The following is a 19087-nucleotide window of genomic DNA, read 5'->3' on the forward strand; positions in this document are numbered from 1 at the left end:
AGACTCCTATGGTGTGACAATCTCACATTCTAGGAAAGGGAATTGTTATGACAATGCTCCTTGTGAAAATTTTTTCTCTCACCTCAAAAGTGAGTCTTTGACTTTATTTCCTCCAGAGAGTCAGAAACAGCTCATTCGCCAAATCAAAGACTATATAGACTGGTATAATATGGATAGACCGCAAGAAAAATTAAAAGGCATGACCCCCGTGCAATATCGGGAAGCATATCTTCATAACTAATACACTTTTTTACTGTCTATTTTAGTTGGGGCTTGACAAGGTCGTTTTTATTGTTATGATTAGTAGCCCCAAGCTGAAAGCCCTTGTGCATTGTAAGCACGTTGCGCTGCAGCGATTTGGTCATCAACAGTAGCTGTTGAACCCCAACCTGGCATTGTTTGGAAAAGACCGCTAGCACCTGAAGGGTTATAAGCATTTACTTGTCCGTTTGATTCACGTGCAATGATGTTTTCCCATGTTGAAGCAGGAACACCTGTCAATTCAGCCATACGAGCCGCTGCGTAAGAACCAGTTGCGCCAGCTGTATTACCATTTGAAAGTGCCACACCTGAACCTGCTGAATAATTAGTAGCTACTGGCGTAGCTGAATAAGTTTCCTCTGTTGGTACTTGATAGACTGAATTGTCTGCAGGAGCTGAAGTTTGTTCTCCTTCACCATTTCCATTTCTCAATCTTGGTAATTGCTTATTAGCTAAACTTACTTCTTCATCTAACTCTAATCTCTGATCAACGAATATTTTATCAGCATCTGTTAACTGGTTTAATTCTACTAATTTTTCAACAGTTGTATTATTTTCTTTTGCAATACTAGATAAAGTATCTCCTGTCTTGACAATATATGTCTCTGCGTTTACAGTAGCTCCAGATAACAATACTGTTGCAACTCCTGCAAAACTCGTCAAAACTAATTTTATCATTCTTTGTGTCATCAAATATACATTCTCCTTTCGATGATACTAATATCATACACACTATTTATTACCAAAAGCTTGTGAATTTGTTACAAATATTACAAAAATATTGAGATTAAACGTTGAAAACGCTGATTTCAAGCCTTTTCCTCTACTTTCTTTTGCTTTTCAAATGATTTTAAAATTTTTAAGCAACAAAGTAAAATATAGACTTTTACTCACCAAAAAAGCCAGTGTTAATCTGGCTAAGTCTTCAATATAAAAAGTAAAACACCCACCAAAATAATAACAACAAATGACAGACTATCACTTAACTGCCATTTAAGTTGACGATAGCGAGTTCGGTTTTCTCCTCCTTGATATCCTCTTGCTTCCATAGCAATAGCTAAAGCATCTGCTCGTTTAAAGCTAGATACAAAAAGTGGAATCAAAATAGGAATAATGGATTTAACTTTTTGGACAACACTCCCTTGACCAAAATCTACACCACGCGCCCTCTGAGCATTCATAATTCGCAATGCATCATCCATTAGGGTAGGTACAAATCGCAAACTCATCGAAAGCATTAATCCAACCTCGTGAACGGGAAATTTGAACACAGCTAATGGTTTCAAGAGAACTTCAACAGCATCAGCCAAACTCAATGGCATTGTGGTTAAGGTCAGTAAGGTTGATGCAAAAATAATCAATACAAAACGTGCAAAAATAATTCCTGCTTGCTGCAACCCAATTTGAGTTATTTTCAAAAAACCAAACTGCCAAAAGATTACTCCACCTGAAGTGAAAAGAAGCTGAAAAAGGGTTGTAAAAGCAATCAGAAAAAGCATAGGTTTTAATCCTTGCAGAAAAAACCTTAAAGAAATTTTTGAAAAACGAATTAATATGAATATAAAGACAAATAAAAGCGCATTTGTAATGACATTATTGGCCCAGAAAATAATTAGTATAAAAAGAAACATAGAGAGTAATTTAGCACGTGGATCCAACCGATGGATGACAGAATCACCCGGAATATAACGTCCTAAAATCATTTTATCCATTAAGCAACTCCCTAAATTCTAAAATAGTCACTGGTAAATAAGGCAAGACCAGTCCTCTCTCTACTAATTTTTGTGCAAATTTGGTAATTCTAGGTACCCCTAGCTGAACAGACTCCAAAAAAGCCACATCTTGAAAAACTTCTTTTGGATAACCTGATTTAACAACTCGTCCATCTTTTAAAACATAAACAAAATCTGCAAAATCAGCCACATCATCCATTAAATGAGTTACGAGAACAATAGTCAGGCCTTCCTGATGTAAATTCTTAAACAAAGTCATCAATTCCTTGCGGCCGGCGGGATCCAAACCAGCTGTTGGTTCATCTAACACCAAAATTTCTGGCTCCATTGCTAAAATCCCAGCGATGGCTACTCGACGCATCTGCCCACCTGATAACTCAAAAGGACTACGATCATATAAATCCTCCGAAATTCCAACAAGAGCTAATTTCCTCTTAGCTATTTCCTCTGCATCTTGCCTTGAAACACCAAAATTTTGTGGTCCAAAGGCCACATCCTTCAAAACGGTTTCTTCAAATACCTGACTTTCTGGAAATTGAAAAACTAGACCAACCTTTTTTCGAACTTGCTTAATATCTTTATTTTCAGATGTTGGTGTAATAACTTGATCGCCAATCTTTACTTGACCTTTTGAAGGAACGTTTAAACCATTTAAAAGTTGTAAAAGGGTTGATTTTCCACTGCCTGTGTGTCCAATAATAGCTGTAAAGCTATTGTCAACAATTTGTAAATCAACATCAAAGAGTGCTGGCCCTTCAAAAGGGGTACCTACTTGATAGGCAAAACTTACTTTTTCAAGAGTGATTCCCATAAATATTCCTCTAATTCATTTTCTGTTAGATAATGAGAAGGCGGCTTCACCATATCAGATAGTGCTTCTACCACCTGATTAGTAAAGAGTTGGTCTAAGCCCATCTCTTCCAAGTCATTGCGCGAAAAAAGCTCTTTTGGGCTACTGCTGGATTCAATATTTCCCTCTTTCATCACCAATACACGATCGCTAAGGGCAACTTCTTCAAGATCATGAGTAATAGAAAGCACTGTCATTTTGTAATCTTTTTTAATCTTCTTGACCGTTTCAATTAACTCTACTCTTCCTTCAGGATCCAACATGCTTGTCGCCTCGTCAAGAATAATAATATCTGGCCGCAAAGCCACAACACCCGCAATTGCCACACGTTGTTTTTGACCACCTGATAATCTAGCCGGCTCTCTTTTTTTAAAATCTTCCATGCCAACTACCTGTAAAGCATAATTGACACGCTCAATCATTTCTTCGTGTGATATTCCCTGATTTTCTAAACCAAAAGCCACATCATCCTCAACAGTAGCACCAACAAATTGATTGTCTGGATTTTGAAAAACCATACCAATATGTTGTCGAATTTCCCAGACTGTTTCAGGAGTTAAAATTTTTCCCGCAACTCGAATGCTGCCAGTCTCTGCCTCTAAAAGCCCGTCTAACAAGCGAACAGTTGTTGATTTCCCACTGCCATTATGCCCAATAATTGATAACCACTCACCTTGTTTCACGTGAAACGTCACATCTTTTAGTGCATAATTTGAATGATATTTGTAAGATAGATGTTCAACTTCGATAATATTTTCCATATTTACTTAAAAGTATCTTTAAAGAGAAAAGCACTGCCTTTAAAATAATCATAGCCAGAATAAATGGTGAAAAATAAAGCAATATACAACATAACTTGTCCTAATAATGTCCAATGAAGTAACAAGAATAATATTGCTAACATTTGGCTAAAGGTCTTAATTTTACCGGGCATAGCAGCAGCTAGAACTGTACCACCTGTTTCAACCAACAACAAACGCAAGCCTGTCACAGCTAGTTCACGACAAATGATAATTGCAACTATCCAAGCAGGAGAAAAACCCAGACCTACTAACATGATAAAAGCTGACATGACCAGCAGTTTGTCAGCCATTGGATCTGCAAATTTACCAAAATTAGTCACTACTTGCCACTTACGAGCTAAATAGCCATCTAGGTAATCTGTAAGGCTAGCAACCGCAAAAACAATTGCCGCTAACAGATGCCCTGTTGCTGATTTAGATATTGATAAAATGAAGATAAAGAGTGGGATCATAGCTATCCGCAATAGAGTCAGAGCATTAGGTATATTTTCTTTTTTCATTTGTAATTCTCTTTCCTAGTTTATTTTTATAGTAACAACGGCTGGATTGCTTGTCAGGTTTGACAAATCAACTATCTGTCCATTAATTTTTATGTTAATTCCTTTGACAACGCCAATCTGGATTTTACTAGTCGTGTTTGGGGCAAGATTAACACTTTGGGATGGATTATCTGCTGATAAAGTTATGCCGCCTGCCAGTTCCGTATCAGATACACTGATCCAACTAGTTGTATTTTCAACTGTCAATGTGAGTAAAACAGGACTATCTGCACCCTTTACAGATACTGTCAAGTTATTCCCTCCGCCTTCCTGAGAAATAGAAAGTTTAGAACTAGTATCTGAAGTAGAAGAAACTGTACTTTGATTTGTTTTTGATTCACTCACTACTGTATTTGTAGTTGCCACCTTATACGAAGTAGTTGTGCTATTATTTTTATTAACTTGCAGGAAGTTCCAAGTATAATATATCATACCGGCAATAATCAGCAATGCTATACTCACCAGATAATAAAACGGTAGATATGAATGATTTTTTCTTTCTTGACGTTTCGGAAACACCTCTTCTGAATCGATTTCGATTTCATCATAGGTTAGCATATTTCCTGTTTCGTAGGCTTCCCAAAGTATCTGTTTATCTAAATCTACCAATTCTGCATAGCTCGTTAAAGTTTTCTTAACATAAAACGGTCCCGGTAAAGCATCAAAATTATTTTCTTCCACATTTTTTAAAAACTTCAAGGCGATGCCTGTCTGTTGGCTCATTTGTTCAAGTGAAATATTTTTACGTAAACGAGCCAACTGAATAACTTCTCCGATAGATTTTTTCCTCATGTATACCTGTCCTTTGTTTTTTGCTAACTTTTATTGTACCAGATTTTGAGAACTATAGGGAAAATTATTTTGGAAAAATTGTGAAATCAATCATATCACAGTTATCAATAAAAGACTGTCCAACTTCCAGAACATCTTTCAATCGAATGTTTTGTAAAATTAGAGGAATATCAAATAAATTTTCTCTTTCGAGATAGGGATTATATTCAGTTGCGATAAAATCTAATGAATTAAGACTGTGTAAAAAATCTCCAAACATCTCACTTTTAACAATGTCTAAATGCTCCTCTGTTACATCTGGATCGCTGGCAAAGTTACGAATAGCCGAGCGCAAAGCATGGGACAAACTAACAGGTTCTTCAACATCCATGGTGAGTATAACAAAATGAAAAGCCTCTTCCACCTCAACTTCTAGTGTCAATGAATGATCAATTTTACCTGATTCATACAGTCTTTGAAAACGCTGAGAAGTCCAACCAAACATCATCGTGAATAAAATCTTTAGTATCGTTTTATAACGTAGCATTTCATTGGCTTCAACTAAATCCTTCCCTCTTAAACCAATGGCCAATTTAGGATTTGCAATTTCCATACGCATGCTATCTGTTCTCACTACTGGATATAGAGCTATTTTCTTATGGTGAACTAAATTTACACCTTTATCAACTTTAAAATGCTCTTTTTTATTTAAATACTTAAAAATTTCTTCTGGATCAATTTTGCCTACTAAGACTAATACCATATTAGCTGGCTGGTAGAAATGATTAAAGTTTTCTTTCAACTCCTCTATCCCAATCAATTTAATCGAATCGCGACTTCCCGCAATATCTTGAGCTAGAGGAGTATGTGGATAAAGATTAGCTAGCGTTTGATAAAAAAGGCGATCATCAGGCTGATCTTTATACATATCAATTTCTTGCCCGGTAATTTCAGATTCCCGTGCTATAGATTCCTCTGTTACGGACAAATTTTCAACTATTTCTAGCAGTAAATCCAAACAACTCTTCACTTGATTTTGATTGGTTGTCGAAAAGAGATAACTTGTTCGTGTATAACCAGTGAAAGCATTGCTCTCTGCCCCCATTATTGAAAACTTTTGTAAAATATCTTTTCCTTGCGAATCCTCAAAAAGTTTATGTTCCAAAAAGTGAGCTATTCCTGCTGGGTAATTGTAAACTTCACCCTGATAATCTGTAAACATAGTGTCAACCGAACCAAATCTAGTTGTTATAATTCCATAAACTTCTTGATATTCATGCTTAGGAATTACAACTAATTTCATTCCATTGGTCAAAACTGCCTGATAAACTACTTCTCCTACCGAAGGGAATTCTTGTTTTCTTAATTTAACGTTCATCCTTTTCCCTCCAAAAAATAGATAGCCTGTAATTTGATATCTTTTGCTACTTCCATGATATTCATTTTATTAACAGAATCTATAGAATTTAAACGAGATTTCAAAGTCAAAAATTTTTTACCAAAGTTTTCAGCCATATAAGCATCTTCTAAAAGTGTTATTTGTCGGTCGTACGATAGAAAAAGAGCATTCTTTAACATAGATTTAGTTTGCTCCAAATCTTCATCTGAAAATTTCCCACGTTTTATATCAATTATTTGACGATTAATTAAAGTAAGAGCTTTAGTTCGCTGATTCCGATTAATCCCAGCATAGATACGTAAAAAGCCTGAAAAAATATCCATTTGGCTAGTAATTGTGTAAGCCAAACACTCTTTTTCTCGTACATTTGCAAACAATTTGGAATGTGCAAAACCACCCAATAAACCATTTAAAATCATAAGTGGCATATGAGCCTCCTCTCCATATTGAACTGGAAAATGATAGCCCAATTCTAAAATTGATTGGTTGATTTCTTTTGTATCAAACCCCTCTTTTAAAACATTTGAGAATGGTTGACGATATTGTAAATATAAATTGACGGTACGTTCCTGAAAAGAGAATTTTTGCATTTTTGTAAGTAGTTCCTCTTTTTTAAAATCACCCATAAAAAAGATATCAATCTGATCTTCTAGCATCATTTTTTGAAAAATAGCAAAGCTGCTTATAGATGTTTCTTGGGCAACTAGGTCAATTTCTGACAAGCGTGGCAACTTCATTTCCTGCTGTTCATAAAACAGTTTATTCAGTTCTTGGTGAGCATAATAGTAAGGATTCTCATTTTCTGCCTCTAAATCTAGCAGTAAATTTTTCTTTTCAATATCAAAAGTAGCTTGTTCAAATCCTTCTCCTTCTACCAACGGATAAAATAGAGCAGCATGAAGAAAATCCAGCAGCTCATCTACTAGAGAATATTTACGACTAAGAAAAATATCTCGCACAAAGGATAGATCAATATCAACACAATGTACTAGCCCCCTCCGAAAAACATTAGTTGTAAAATCTGCTCCATAAAGATTAGCTAAATGCTCACGAAAAGATTGTGAAGTAGGATAAACTCGATTTGCTGTCTCTAACATGCTGGCCACCAAAACACGACCTGAAATAGTGTCTTTGGACATCGGTGCAGAAAAACGAATTTTAATCCGATTTGTCTTATATTTACTTGTTGGAATAAAATGTAGGTTAACACCTTTTACAAACTCCATATTTGCCTCATACTTTTTTTCTATTAGTCATCATTATACCACTAAAAACCTATTTCGTGGAACTTAAGCTATGCCATCAATAAATTTTCCAAAAATATGGTATAATGAATAAAAATCTGTAAAGCTGGTAAAGTTCATGGACTATAAATTATTTAATGACTATATTACTCTGCAATCACTTTTAAAAGAACTTGGCATTATCCAAAGTGGTGGCGCTATTAAAAATTTTTTAGTTGAAAAAAAGGTATTTGTTAATGATCAACTAGAAAATAGAAGGGGCAAAAAACTTCGTTTAGGTGAACATATATCAATTCCTGAGCTGGGAGTTGACATTATCTTGACAGCACCAAACAACGAAGAAGTTAGTATCTACAAAGAAGAGCAAAAAGAAAAGAAACATGTTGCTAAACTTGTCAAGCAATTAAATAAATCTGTCAAGCAAACCCATAAAAAAAATACTTCGCAAAAAACACCAGTTCGTTTCCCAGGTATTTAATTATGTGGTTAAAAAATATTTCTCTTAAATCTTTTCGAAATTATGAAAATTTGAGTGTTAATTTTAATCCCCATTTCAATATTTTTCTTGGGAAAAATGCACAGGGTAAAACTAATATTCTTGAAGCTATTTATTTTCTAGCCTTGACACGGAGTCACCGAACTCGCTCTGACAAAGAATTAATTACCTTTACAGATAGTCAACTTGATGTAAAGGGAGATTTACAACGTTCCACATCTACTATTCCACTTGAAATAATCCTTAATAGTAAGGGACGAACTACGAAAGTTAATCAGTTAAAACAAGCAAAACTTTCTAATTATATTGGAAAGATGAATGTTATCCTTTTTGCACCAGAAGATTTACAGTTAATAAAAGGGGCTCCTGCACTTCGGCGAAAATTTATAGATATGGAGCTGGGGCAAATCAGACCTATTTATTTATCAGATTTAGCAAATTATCATCACGTTTTAAAACAGCGTAATGCTTATCTTAAAAATACTGAAAAAATTGATGAAAACTTTCTTGATGTTTTAGACGATCAACTTACCGATTTTGGTGGTCGCGTTATTCTTCATCGAATAGAATTTTTGAAAAAGTTAGAAGATTTTAGTCAAAGAAAACATTTCGATATTTCTGGTCAAACGGAAAAATTGAATATAAAATATCTAAGTTCAATATCCTTTACAGATGTAAATGATATTGACAAAAACTTTCAAATAGCTTTACAAAAAACTCGTAGCCGTGATCTTTTTAAGAAGAATACTGGAGTTGGTCCTCATAGAGATGATATTTCATTTTCTATAAATGGAATGGATGTCAATTTCGGAAGCCAAGGACAACATCGTAGCATCATACTTTCTGTAAAATTAGCAGAAATTGAATTAATGAAATCTGTGACTAAGGAGTACCCTATCCTTCTTCTTGACGATGTCATGAGCGAGCTTGACAACAACCGTCAAGTAAAGTTACTCGAAACTATTTCACAGAACATCCAAACCTTCATCACAACAACCAGTCTTGAACACCTTAAAAACCTACCAGAAGACATTAAGATTTTTAACATTGAGCAAGGCACAGTTCATGAAGAATAGACTGACAATCTTGTCAGTCTATTTTGTTTTTTTGTAAACTTTACAACTGTCAACTTCTGTCAAAAACTTGTCAATATTCTAGTCAATTTATTGACAAAAGCTGTTAATTGTTCCTTCTATTAAGCCGTTTCGTTGTAAAACAATGTCAAGTTTTATATTTACAATTCTAACTGATCTCTATGTCAAACGAATGTAAAGCATTCCACAAAAAAAAGAGGTTTACAAACCTCTTTTTTCTTTATTGTACAGAATAATTTGGTGCCTCGTTGGTGATTTGTACATCATGCGGATGACTTTCTTTCAGACCTGCACCACTCATTTCAATAAACTGAGCATTTTCATGCAAAGATGATAAGTCTCCTGCGCCAACATAACCCATACCTGAACGCAAGCCACCAATCATTTGGAAGATAATATCTGCAACAGCACCTTTATAAGCCACACGACCTTCAATTCCTTCAGGAACCAGCTTGTTGGCTTCATTGACAGAAGATTGGAAATAGCGGTCTTTTGAACCTTGTTTCATAGCTGCAACGCTTCCCATTCCACGATAAGTCTTGAACTTACGACCCTGGAAAATCTCAGTTTCACCTGGAGCTTCATCTGTCCCAGCAAACATAGACCCTAGCATAACAGCATGGCCGCCTGCCGCCAAAGCCTTGACAATGTCACCTGAATACTGAATACCACCGTCAGCAATGATTGTCTTTCCATACTCACGCGCCACACCTGCTGCGTCATAAATAGCCGTAATTTGTGGTACACCAACCCCTGCAATAACGCGGGTTGTACAGATTGAACCTGGACCAATCCCCACTTTCACCACATCTACACCAGCATCATAAAGCGCCCGGGTCCCTTCTGCTGTCGCTACATTTCCTGCAATCAAAGTCTTATCAGGAAACTTATCACGAATTTCTTTAATCTTACGCAAAACTCCTGCTGAATGACCGTGAGCCGTATCAATGACAATCGCATCTGCTCCTGCTTCAAACAAAGCCTGCGCTCTATCAAAAGTATCGGAGGTCACACCAACAGCTCCCGCAACTAGGAGACGGCCAAATTGGTCTTTAGCCGCATTTGGAAATTCAATTACTTTTTCAATATCTTTAATCGTAATCAAACCTGACAAGCGACCATTAGCATCAACCAAAGGTAACTTTTCAATCCGATGTTCTTGCAAAATACGCTCAGCCGTTTCTAAATCTGTCCCAACTGGAGCCGTGACTAAGTTTTCACTAGTCATATGAGAGCTGATTGGTTGATCAAAGTTGGTAATAAAACGCAGGTCACGGTTGGTAATAATCCCTACCAATTTACGATTTTCCATTGTTTCCACAACTGGGACACCGCTGATACGATAACGCCCCATTAACTCGTCGGCCTCCGCAATAGTATGCTCAGGAGTCAAAAAGAACGGGTCAATAATCACACCATTTTCAGACCGTTTTACCTTGCGAACCTCGTCTGCTTGTTCCTCAATAGACATATTCTTGTGAATGACACCAAGTCCACCGGCACGCGCCATGGCAATCGCCATTTTGCTATCCGTCACAGTATCCATCGCTGCTGATAAAATGGGAATATTTAAAGTTAAATTTGGCGCTAATTGTGTGCGCAAATTAATATCATTTGGCAAAACATGGCTTTCTGCTGGAATCAGTAACACATCGTCAAATGTAAAGCCTTTTTTCAAAAATTTAGTATCCCAGTTTGACATCCACAAGTTCCTCTTTTCTATTTAAAACTAGAAGCCTGATTTCTCAAGCTAAACTAACTTAATTTTATAATATCATACCATTCTCAAACCATTTGTCAACAAATAACAGGCATTATTTAAAATAATTGATTCCCATTGCTGATTTGACTTCTGATAAAGTCTGGCTAGCTACCTCTCGAGCTCTCTCGCTGCCTTCTTGTAAAATACGATAAACTTCGCCCATATCTTTGGCAAATTCTAAACGTCGTTCCCGAATAGGGCCTAACTCACGCTCTAAAATTTCAAGGAGATACCGCTTGGTTTTGACATCTCCTAGACCTCCACGTTGATAGTGTTCTTTCATCTCAGCAATTTCTGCTGCTTCTTCTGGACGACCAAAAACATCCAGATAGTGGAAAACCATATTCCCTTCAATCTGTCCAGGGTCTTCAACACGAATATGGTTGGGGTCTGTGTACATGCTCATCACTTTTTTTCTCAGCGTATCTGCATCATCAGCCAAATAAATTCCGTTATTCAAAGACTTAGACATCTTGGCATTCCCGTCAAGCCCTGGTAGGCGCCCAGCTGCTTCATTTTCAGGATAAATGCCCTCTGGCTCTACTAAAACATCTGTGCTATAGGTATGATTAAAACTCCGAACAATCTCACGAGTTTGCTCAATCATTGGTTTTTGGTCATTTCCAACAGGTACATAATTTGCCTTGAAAGCTGTAATATCCGCTGCCTGAGAAATAGGATAAACCAAAAATCCTGTCGGAATACTTTCGCCAAATCCTTTCTGACTAATCTCTGCCTTTACAGTAGGATTACGCTCTAAACGCCCTAATGACACCAAATTCATGTAATACATTGACAGCTCTGACAACTCAGGAATTTGACTTTGAATGAAGATTGTAACCTTTTCAGGGTCTAATCCTGCTGCCAAATAATCTAAAGTTACATTTCCAATTGATTCTACAATCGTTTGTGGGTCTTTGGCATGATCCGTAAGAGCTTGCTGGTCAGCCAAAAAGACGAATAATTCGTGTTTTCCTTCATTTTGCAATAAGACGCGATTGCATAAACTTCCCACATAATGCCCAATATGCAACTTTCCTGTCGGGCGATCCCCAGTCAAAATAATCGGTTTAGTCATTTCACTCTCCTCATTTTCTATTGACATCATTATATCATTTTCAAGGCAAATGAGAAAGGAAGCGAACAAAAATAATTCAGTTTGTTTACTTTTTACTAAAAGCATGACAAACTTTCGTCAAAATAGGGAAATCCTTTTTAGAATTTGAAAAAAGTCGAATTTTCTAGTAAAATGAAGCTAGTTATAAAAGAGGAGAATATTATTTTGCTTACTGTATCAGATGTTTCATTACGTTTTAGTGACCGCAAGTTGTTTGATGAGGTAAATATTAAGTTTACAGCTGGAAATACCTACGGTCTTATTGGTGCCAACGGTGCCGGAAAATCAACTTTTCTAAAAATCTTAGCAGGAGATATTGAGCCAAGCACGGGAAATGTCGCTCTTGGTCCAAATGAACGGCTCTCTGTTTTGCGACAAAACCACTTCGATTATGAAGAAGAGCGAGCTATCGATGTTGTTATCATGGGAAATGAACAACTTTACAGCATCATGAAGGAAAAAGATGCTATTTATATGAAGCCTGATTTTTCTGATGAAGACGGTGTGCGTGCAGCCGAGTTAGAGGGAACTTTTGCAGAATTAGGAGGTTGGGAAGCCGAGAGCGAAGCTGCTCAACTATTGCAAAATCTCAACATTCCAGAAGAACTTCACTACCAAAATATGAGTGAGCTAGCAAACGGCGACAAAGTGAAAGTGCTGCTTGCCAAAGCCCTGTTTGGGAAGCCCGATGTCCTTCTTTTGGACGAGCCAACCAATGGTTTAGATATTCAGTCTATCACTTGGTTAGAAGATTTCTTGATTGATTTTGAAAATACAGTCATTGTCGTATCCCATGACCGCCACTTCCTTAATAAAGTATGTACACACATGGCCGACCTTGATTTTGGAAAAATCAAACTATATGTCGGCAACTATGACTTCTGGAAAGAATCTAGCGAATTGGCTGCCAAATTGCAAGCAGATCGAAATGCCAAAGCAGAAGAAAAAATCAAAGAATTACAAGATTTTGTGGCTCGCTTTTCTGCCAATGCCAGCAAATCAAAACAGGCAACTTCACGTAAAAAAATGCTTGACAAGATTGTCCTTGAAGAAATCATTCCGTCTAGCCGAAAGTACCCATTTATCAACTTTAAAGCAGAACGCGAAATGGGAAACGATCTCTTGACAGTAGAAAATCTTTCTGTCAAGATTGACGGCGAGACTATTCTTGACAATATCAGCTTTATCCTGCGTCCTGGCGATAAGACAGCTTTGATTGGACAAAATGATATCCAGACAACTGCCTTGATTCGTGCCTTGATGGGAGATATTGACTATGAAGGAACTGTCAAGTGGGGCGTTACAACCAGTCGTTCTTATTTGCCAAAAGATAATTCTCGCGATTTTGCTGGTGGAGAAAGCATCCTTGACTGGTTACGACAATTTGCAAGTAAAGAAGAGGACGACAATACATTCTTGCGTGGTTTCCTAGGGAGAATGCTCTTTTCTGGTGATGAAGTAAACAAGTCTGTCAACGTCTTGTCAGGTGGTGAAAAAGTTCGTGTCATGCTATCCAAGCTGATGTTACTAAAGTCAAATGTTTTAGTGCTTGACGACCCGACTAACCATTTAGATTTGGAGTCAATTTCCAGCCTTAATGACGGTTTGAAAAACTTCAAAGAATCGATTATTTTTGCAAGTCATGACCACGAATTTATTCAAACCCTTGCTAATCATATTATTGTCCTTTCAAAAAATGGTATCATTGACCGCATTGATGAAACCTATGACGAATTTTTGGAAAATAAAGAAGTCCAAGCAAAAGTTCAAGAACTTTGGAAAGATTAAAAGCGAATATCTATTCGCTTTTTCACTATAAGGAACTATGAAGAAATTTTTTAAACATTACTGGCCCTATCTAGCGGCCTTTTCCCTTCCTTTTTTGATTATGTTTTCGGTTTATCTAAGCAAAGGAATTTACTGGAATAGCGAAACTTCACCTCTGTTGGGTGACGGCTTTCACCAGTACGTTATTTTTGACATAACTTTGAGGAATATTTTGCATGGAAGCGACAGCCTTTTTTACACTTTCACAAGCGGTTTAGGGCTCAATTTCTATGCCTTGTCCAGCTATTACTTAGGGAGCTTTCTCTCACCTTTTGTTTATTTCTTTAATTTACAAAATATGCCAGATGCCGTTTATCTCTTTACCTTGATAAAATTCGGTCTAATGGGCTTGTCTTGCTTCATCAGCATCAAAGGAATGTTCAAAAAAATTCCTACTCTACTCATTTTAACCCTTTCTAGCTCCTATGCTCTCATGAGTTTTGCGACTAGTCAAATCGAAATCAAAACTTGGCTGGATGTCTTTATTTTAGCTCCTTTAGTTTTGTATGGTTTGCACAAACTAATATTAAAGGAAGGACGAATTTTATACTTTGTAAGCCTGACAATCTTATTTATTCAAAATTATTATTTTGGATATATGGTAGCCATTTTCCTAATCTTTTGGTACATCACCCAAGTATCATGGAATTTTAAAGAAAGGATTAAAAGTTTACTAGACTTTACAGTTGTGTCAATCCTAGCTGGCCTCAGTAGCCTGGTCATGATTTTACCAACCTTTCTTGATTTAAGAACTCATGGAGAAAAATTAACCAGCGTTACTAGAGTTTTCACAGAAGCAAGTTGGTATCTTGATGTCTTTGCTAAAAATTTCATTGGCAGTTTTGATACAACAAAATATGGTTCTATTCCAATGATTTCGGTTGGAATTCTCCCATTCATTTTAGCTCTAACTTTTTTCACTTTAAAATCTGTAAAGTTTCACGTGAAACTTTCTTATCTCCTCTTACTCGGATTTTTAATTGCAAGTTTCTACTTACAGTCGCTTGATCTCTTTTGGCAAGGCATGCATGCCCCAAATATGTTTCTACATCGATACTCTTGGTTATTTTCTATTGTCATTATTTTTCTTGCTGCCGAAAGTTTACAACGCCTTCAAGATATTCAATGGAGAAATTTACTTTCAGTTTTTGGCTTTGTTGGTTTAGGCTTTAGCCTAACCTTTGTTTACAGAAAACATTATGATTTTCTGACACCTGTAAACTTCATCTTGACACTGGAATTTTTCCTTGCTTATTTCCTCATTTTTTCCATTTTTGTCAAAAGTTATATTCCTAAAAAATTATTTTTAGTGTCAACTTTATTCTTTGTAGCGTTTGAGTTATCACTCAATACCTTCTATCAAATTAATGGAATTGCTAAAGAATGGGTATTTGCCAGTCGTTCATCTTATGCTAAAAATTCAACAGAGATTGACAACCTTGTAAACTATGCAAAAAAACAATCCAACGACTTTTACAGAATGGAAGAATTAGAAACGCAAACAGGAAACGACAGCATGAAGTACAACTACAATGGCATTTCTCAATTCTCCTCCGTTCGCAACACCAGCACCAGCTCAACTCTTGATAAATTAGGTTTCAAATCTGACGGAACCAATCTCAATCTTCGTTATCAAAATAATACTCTTCTCATGGATAGTCTGTTTGCTGTACGTTATAATCTCACAAGTCAAAATCCTCAAAAATTTGGTTTTTCAACTGAAAAACAGAAAAATAATCTATTCCTCTACAAAAATCAATATGCAGAACAATTAGCTTTTCTAACAATGAAGCCTTATCAAGATGTCAAGTTTAATTCTTTAACACTGGATAATCAGCAAGCGTTTATAAATCAATTAACAGATCTTAAACTTAAATATTTTGACCGGATCAATCCTACTAGCCAGAATAATGTCAAACAAATTGGGAATCGTTCTACCGTTAAAAAAGATAACAATCTTGATTTAGACTCCGCCAGTGCTAGTTACACAATCCATGTCCCAGCACATAGTCAACTTTATGTTACCTTACCAAATCTAACTTTTTCTAACCAAGATAATAAAAAGGTTAACATTACTGTCAATGGACAAATTATGAATTATGAAACAAACAATGTTTTTCCTTTTTTTAATATTGGGAACTTTGCAGAAGAACAAGATGTGACTCTTAGAATTTCTTTCCCAGAAAATACTCAGGTTTCCTATGATGAACCCGAATTTTACCGCCTAAATCTAACAAATTATAAGACGGCCTTTAAAAAATTAAATGAACAACCCGTCACCGTGACAGTTAAAAAATCAAAAATAACCGCTCATTATCAAGCTCAAAATGACACTTCACTCTTCTTTACACTTCCTTATGATAAAGGCTGGAATGCAACACAGAATGGTAAACCTATCACTATCACACGCGCTCAAAAAGGATTTATGAAAGTGAATGTTAAACAAGGTGAAGGGAAGATCACTCTTACTTTTACTCCACAAGGTTTTAAAATAGGATTTATCTGTTTTATTGGTGGAATTACTTTATTTATTTTATATGATTATTTTAGAAAGCGCAGATAAAACTGTGCTTTTTTATTTTCTAGCAAAACTACATCACAAAGATAATTATTTGCTAATTAAAAGGATCCGGTTTTACCAAATCCTTTTATAAATATCATATTCAACTTTTTTAGCTCAGCGTATTCTAGCAGCTTTCATCTCCTCACGGTTAGCTAAAATGACTTTTAATTGCTTAGCTCTAAGACGAGATACTGGAGAGCGCCTACCACCGTAAAAAACAACTTCTTTATTTTTACGATCATACTCTTGAATATTATCAATATTAACTAAATAAGACTTATGCGGGGAATAAAAACGCTGTGTTTCTTTATCTTTCTCCTGAACATCTGTAATCGTCCCATAAAATTCTTTCATCATGTTTTTACCAACAATTTGTAATCGGTGGGAAGCACCAGTCGTTTCAATATATAAAATATCATGATAAGGAATTCGAATTTCTGAACCACGATAACTGTATTCAAAATAATCTACAATATCTGTGTTTTCAATTAAAGTATCTTTAGTATAACTAATACAATCTTTAATTCTTGCTTTAAAAAGTTTATCATTAATATCTTTATCAATAAAATCTAACGCTGAAACTTTATATTTAAAGGTAATTGTCGCAAATTCTGATTTAGAAGTAACAAATACAATAATAGCATAGGGATTGTGATGACGGATAAATTGTGCAATTTCCAATCCTTTTTTACCCTCGCCTTTAATATCTATATCAAGAAAATATAATTGATTAATTTCTCCACATTCAATATATTCCTCAAACTCCTTAACCTTTCCTGTACTTGTAACTTGAATCGGAATTTGCATTTCTTCTGCAATCTCCGAAATAGCCTTTTCAATACGCACTTGGTGCTCTAAAATATCTTCTAATACTAATACTTTCATTTTAATTACTACTCCTTTTAAAATTTATGAAATGTAACAACTTGGGTAAAAAATTCGTCTGTTACTTCGGTATCAATCATTAAATTTTCATATTTTTTTATAATTTCTTTTACATTATTCAACCCCATTCCACGACTATTTCCTTTAGTTGAAAAACCGGGTTCAAAGATTTGATGGACATCAATCTTCTTTTGTTTGTACGAATTTTGAATAATAAAAACAACTGATTGGTCCAATTTCACAAGTGAAATATTTAACTTTTTATAGTATGTGTCACATGCAGCCTCAATGGCATTATCTAATAATATACTTGTCAATCGAACTAATTCAAGTAAAGGTAAGTTTACACGTTCAATTTTTTCCTTAATTTCAAAAGTTAAATCTAAATTTTCTTCTTTTGCTCGTAATAAAGCCTCAGTTAAAAGACTACGAAAAGCTGCATCTTCAACATTATTCAAATCAAAATAAGTATATTTATCCGATCGAAGAGAAATATTTGCTTCTCTCAATACATTCTTATAGACATTTTTTACATTCTCCATATTTCCAGTTTGGATACTAGTATTCAAGCTGACTAACATTCCTGCATAATCATGCCTAAAACCACGAATTTCATTATATAAAGAAACAATTTCATTTGTATACTTTTGAAAAAGTTTTTGTTCTTTAATTTTTTGTTTGATCTCTACTTCTTTTTCATAACGTTCTCGAAAAGCTCTAAGGTAAAATAAAATTGCAAGAAATCCAAGAAAAGAAACTGTAGCAATCATACTAGCGGAACTGTTAAAATGAGGAATTTGGGATAAAAAATCAGAAAAACGCAAGACAATATAATTTCCAAGTAGTAATTGTCCTAAGTTTTCGATAAGAGACTGAAAATTTTTTTCTTTAAAATATGTAAAATCGAATTTAAAATATTTTATAAAAAATAAAATAGTATATATAGAAATGGTAGATAAAATAATCCCTATGTACCCTATATATCTATAAAAAAACTCATCTCCTGTTAAAGATGAAAAAAATACATCTAAAAAAGTTCGTGTAGTATTTACTGCATTGTATAAAAAGAAAGACATAAATAAGGCTAAATAATTTTTCCACTTTTTATATTTTTTTAAATAAATATAAATAAAAATAGGTTCTACTACATAAATTATAATTTCAATACTCGGATGTATTAAATAACTAAAAGGTGGCAAAATTAAACTAATGATACAAAGACAAATAAAGCGAAAATCCGCTTTCGCTTTATTTGAAACCTCATAAACTTTTACTAATAATAAACTATCAATAAAAATAGAAATTAATAAAAACACTTGTTGTATTGACATATAATTCCTACTTTCTACCAAATAATTTACTTCCAGAGTAGCCAACACGACCATCCCCACCAATCACCTTATCCAAATCTTTATTTGTCAAAGTAGTAAACTTTTTAGCTTCTTTAAAATCCGCTACTGTGATTGTCTTTTTTCATGATATAAGTCCCCTCATTTTTTATTTTTGTAAATTTACTTTACAAAAATAAGTATAAACAAAATATATTTAATTTTTATAGTTCTTCTGAACATGTTTAAAATTGTGCCGGAAATGTCATTTTTAGAAGTTATAAAAAAGATGCCTGCTTAGACATCTTAAAAGATAATGATCCCAGCAGGATTCGAACCTGCGACCGTTCGCTTAGAAGGCGAATGCTCTATCCAGCTGAGCTATGAGACCAACTGTACTTAACCATTCTAACAG

18 protein-coding genes and 1 tRNA gene are annotated in these 19087 nt (G+C 35.1%); 5 read left to right on the plus strand and 14 right to left on the minus strand.

What is annotated here, in order from left to right; genetic code table 11:
- On the plus strand, positions 1–241 hold a 241-nt coding region (locus tag A3I3_RS0101935), incomplete at its 5' end, for an IS3 family transposase (RefSeq protein ID WP_018371054.1).
- A 59-nt stretch (positions 242–300) separates the two neighbouring features.
- On the opposite strand, the gene A3I3_RS0101940 is transcribed toward A3I3_RS0101935, so the two are convergent.
- The 8 genes from A3I3_RS0101940 to yfmF form a co-directional block, all read right to left on the minus strand.
- Positions 301–939 (minus strand): LysM peptidoglycan-binding domain-containing protein, encoded by a 639-nt coding sequence (locus tag A3I3_RS0101940; protein ID WP_018371055.1) that lies wholly within the window; start codon positions 937–939, stop codon positions 301–303.
- A gap of 239 nt (positions 940–1178) precedes the next feature.
- Positions 1179–1973: an energy-coupling factor transporter transmembrane component T family protein gene (locus tag A3I3_RS0101945; protein WP_018371056.1), complete on the minus strand. Its 795-nt coding sequence runs from the start codon at positions 1971–1973 to the stop codon at positions 1179–1181.
- Entirely contained in the window at positions 1966–2805 is an 840-nt protein-coding gene (locus tag A3I3_RS0101950; RefSeq protein ID WP_018371057.1) for an energy-coupling factor transporter ATPase, read from the minus strand. The genes A3I3_RS0101945 and A3I3_RS0101950 overlap by 8 nt, the downstream gene beginning before the upstream one ends.
- Positions 2781–3605: an energy-coupling factor ABC transporter ATP-binding protein gene (locus A3I3_RS0101955; RefSeq protein ID WP_018371058.1), complete on the minus strand. Its 825-nt coding sequence runs from the start codon at positions 3603–3605 to the stop codon at positions 2781–2783. Before A3I3_RS0101955 ends, A3I3_RS0101950 begins: the two co-directional genes overlap by 25 nt.
- 2 nt (positions 3606–3607) lie before the next feature.
- The gene (pgsA, locus tag A3I3_RS0101960) at positions 3608–4147 is read right to left on the minus strand and encodes a CDP-diacylglycerol--glycerol-3-phosphate 3-phosphatidyltransferase (protein ID WP_018371059.1); all 540 of its coding nucleotides are present in this window, start codon (positions 4145–4147) and stop codon (positions 3608–3610) included.
- Between the two features lie 15 nt (positions 4148–4162).
- Positions 4163–4978: a helix-turn-helix domain-containing protein gene (locus A3I3_RS0101965; RefSeq protein WP_018371060.1), complete on the minus strand. Its 816-nt coding sequence runs from the start codon at positions 4976–4978 to the stop codon at positions 4163–4165.
- Between the two features lie 64 nt (positions 4979–5042).
- A complete protein-coding gene (yfmH, locus tag A3I3_RS0101970; protein ID WP_018371061.1) occupies positions 5043–6335 on the minus strand; it encodes an EF-P 5-aminopentanol modification-associated protein YfmH in 1293 nt (430 codons plus the stop codon).
- Positions 6332–7582: an EF-P 5-aminopentanol modification-associated protein YfmF gene (gene yfmF, locus A3I3_RS0101975; RefSeq protein WP_018371062.1), complete on the minus strand. Its 1251-nt coding sequence runs from the start codon at positions 7580–7582 to the stop codon at positions 6332–6334. The genes yfmH and yfmF overlap by 4 nt, the downstream gene beginning before the upstream one ends.
- 136 nt (positions 7583–7718) lie before the next feature.
- Between yfmF and yaaA the strand changes: the two genes are divergently transcribed.
- On the plus strand, positions 7719–8078 hold the full coding sequence (yaaA, locus tag A3I3_RS0101980; RefSeq protein ID WP_018371063.1) for a S4 domain-containing protein YaaA: 360 nt from the start codon (positions 7719–7721) through the stop codon (positions 8076–8078).
- 2 nt (positions 8079–8080) lie between these two features.
- Entirely contained in the window at positions 8081–9172 is a 1092-nt protein-coding gene (recF, locus tag A3I3_RS0101985) for a DNA replication/repair protein RecF (protein ID WP_018371064.1), read from the plus strand.
- Positions 9173–9410: 238 nt separating this feature from the next.
- Here the strand turns inward: recF and guaB are convergent, their stop codons facing one another.
- Positions 9411–10892, minus strand: coding sequence for an IMP dehydrogenase (gene guaB / locus A3I3_RS0101990; protein WP_018371065.1), 1482 nt, complete (start codon positions 10890–10892; stop codon positions 9411–9413).
- Between the two features lie 112 nt (positions 10893–11004).
- A complete protein-coding gene (trpS, locus tag A3I3_RS0101995) occupies positions 11005–12030 on the minus strand; it encodes a tryptophan--tRNA ligase (protein WP_018371066.1) in 1026 nt (341 codons plus the stop codon).
- 204 nt (positions 12031–12234) lie between these two features.
- Here trpS and A3I3_RS0102000 point away from each other — a divergent pair, with 204 nt between their 5' ends.
- Together A3I3_RS0102000 and A3I3_RS0102005 are read left to right on the plus strand one after the other, a co-directional pair.
- Positions 12235–13857: an ATP-binding cassette domain-containing protein gene (locus A3I3_RS0102000; protein WP_018371067.1), complete on the plus strand. Its 1623-nt coding sequence runs from the start codon at positions 12235–12237 to the stop codon at positions 13855–13857.
- A gap of 37 nt (positions 13858–13894) precedes the next feature.
- The gene (locus tag A3I3_RS0102005; RefSeq protein ID WP_018371068.1) at positions 13895–16459 is read left to right on the plus strand and encodes a YfhO family protein; all 2565 of its coding nucleotides are present in this window, start codon (positions 13895–13897) and stop codon (positions 16457–16459) included.
- A 114-nt stretch (positions 16460–16573) separates the two neighbouring features.
- Here A3I3_RS0102005 and comE read toward each other — a convergent pair whose 3' ends face one another.
- The 4 genes from comE to A3I3_RS0102020 all read right to left on the minus strand — a co-directional run bounded on the left by comE (position 16574) and on the right by A3I3_RS0102020 (position 19063).
- A complete protein-coding gene (gene comE, locus A3I3_RS0102010; protein WP_018371069.1) occupies positions 16574–17344 on the minus strand; it encodes a competence system response regulator transcription factor ComE in 771 nt (256 codons plus the stop codon).
- A 17-nt stretch (positions 17345–17361) separates the two neighbouring features.
- The gene (locus tag A3I3_RS0102015; protein ID WP_019231904.1) at positions 17362–18675 is read right to left on the minus strand and encodes a sensor histidine kinase; all 1314 of its coding nucleotides are present in this window, start codon (positions 18673–18675) and stop codon (positions 17362–17364) included.
- Between the two features lie 7 nt (positions 18676–18682).
- Positions 18683–18808 carry a ComC/BlpC family leader-containing pheromone/bacteriocin gene (locus tag A3I3_RS11230; protein ID WP_081617454.1) on the minus strand — a complete coding sequence of 42 codons (126 nt, stop codon included), beginning with the start codon at positions 18806–18808 and terminating at the stop codon, positions 18683–18685.
- A gap of 181 nt (positions 18809–18989) precedes the next feature.
- Positions 18990–19063: transfer RNA gene (locus tag A3I3_RS0102020), tRNA-Arg, on the minus strand.
- Positions 19064–19087: the final 24 nt, after the last annotated feature.

It is taken from the genome of Streptococcus massiliensis DSM 18628, from assembly GCF_000380065.1.
Lineage (GTDB): Bacteria > Bacillota > Bacilli > Lactobacillales > Streptococcaceae > Streptococcus > Streptococcus massiliensis.

Coding starts and splice junctions, on each gene's coding strand:
- A3I3_RS0101940 (WP_018371055.1), bottom strand. CDS start 939: ATGATAAAATTAGTTTTGACGAGTTTTGCAGGAGTTGCAACAGTATTG.
- A3I3_RS0101945 (WP_018371056.1), bottom strand. CDS start 1,973: ATGGATAAAATGATTTTAGGACGTTATATTCCGGGTGATTCTGTCATC.
- A3I3_RS0101950 (WP_018371057.1), bottom strand. CDS start 2,805: ATGGGAATCACTCTTGAAAAAGTAAGTTTTGCCTATCAAGTAGGTACC.
- A3I3_RS0101955 (WP_018371058.1), bottom strand. CDS start 3,605: ATGGAAAATATTATCGAAGTTGAACATCTATCTTACAAATATCATTCA.
- pgsA (WP_018371059.1), bottom strand. CDS start 4,147: ATGAAAAAAGAAAATATACCTAATGCTCTGACTCTATTGCGGATAGCT.
- A3I3_RS0101965 (WP_018371060.1), bottom strand. CDS start 4,978: ATGAGGAAAAAATCTATCGGAGAAGTTATTCAGTTGGCTCGTTTACGT.
- yfmH (WP_018371061.1), bottom strand. CDS start 6,335: ATGAACGTTAAATTAAGAAAACAAGAATTCCCTTCGGTAGGAGAAGTA.
- yfmF (WP_018371062.1), bottom strand. CDS start 7,582: ATGGAGTTTGTAAAAGGTGTTAACCTACATTTTATTCCAACAAGTAAA.
- yaaA (WP_018371063.1), top strand. CDS start 7,719: ATGGACTATAAATTATTTAATGACTATATTACTCTGCAATCACTTTTA.
- recF (WP_018371064.1), top strand. CDS start 8,081: ATGTGGTTAAAAAATATTTCTCTTAAATCTTTTCGAAATTATGAAAAT.
- guaB (WP_018371065.1), bottom strand. CDS start 10,892: ATGTCAAACTGGGATACTAAATTTTTGAAAAAAGGCTTTACATTTGAC.
- trpS (WP_018371066.1), bottom strand. CDS start 12,030: ATGACTAAACCGATTATTTTGACTGGGGATCGCCCGACAGGAAAGTTG.
- A3I3_RS0102005 (WP_018371068.1), top strand. CDS start 13,895: ATGAAGAAATTTTTTAAACATTACTGGCCCTATCTAGCGGCCTTTTCC.
- comE (WP_018371069.1), bottom strand. CDS start 17,344: ATGAAAGTATTAGTATTAGAAGATATTTTAGAGCACCAAGTGCGTATT.
- A3I3_RS0102015 (WP_019231904.1), bottom strand. CDS start 18,675: ATGTCAATACAACAAGTGTTTTTATTAATTTCTATTTTTATTGATAGT.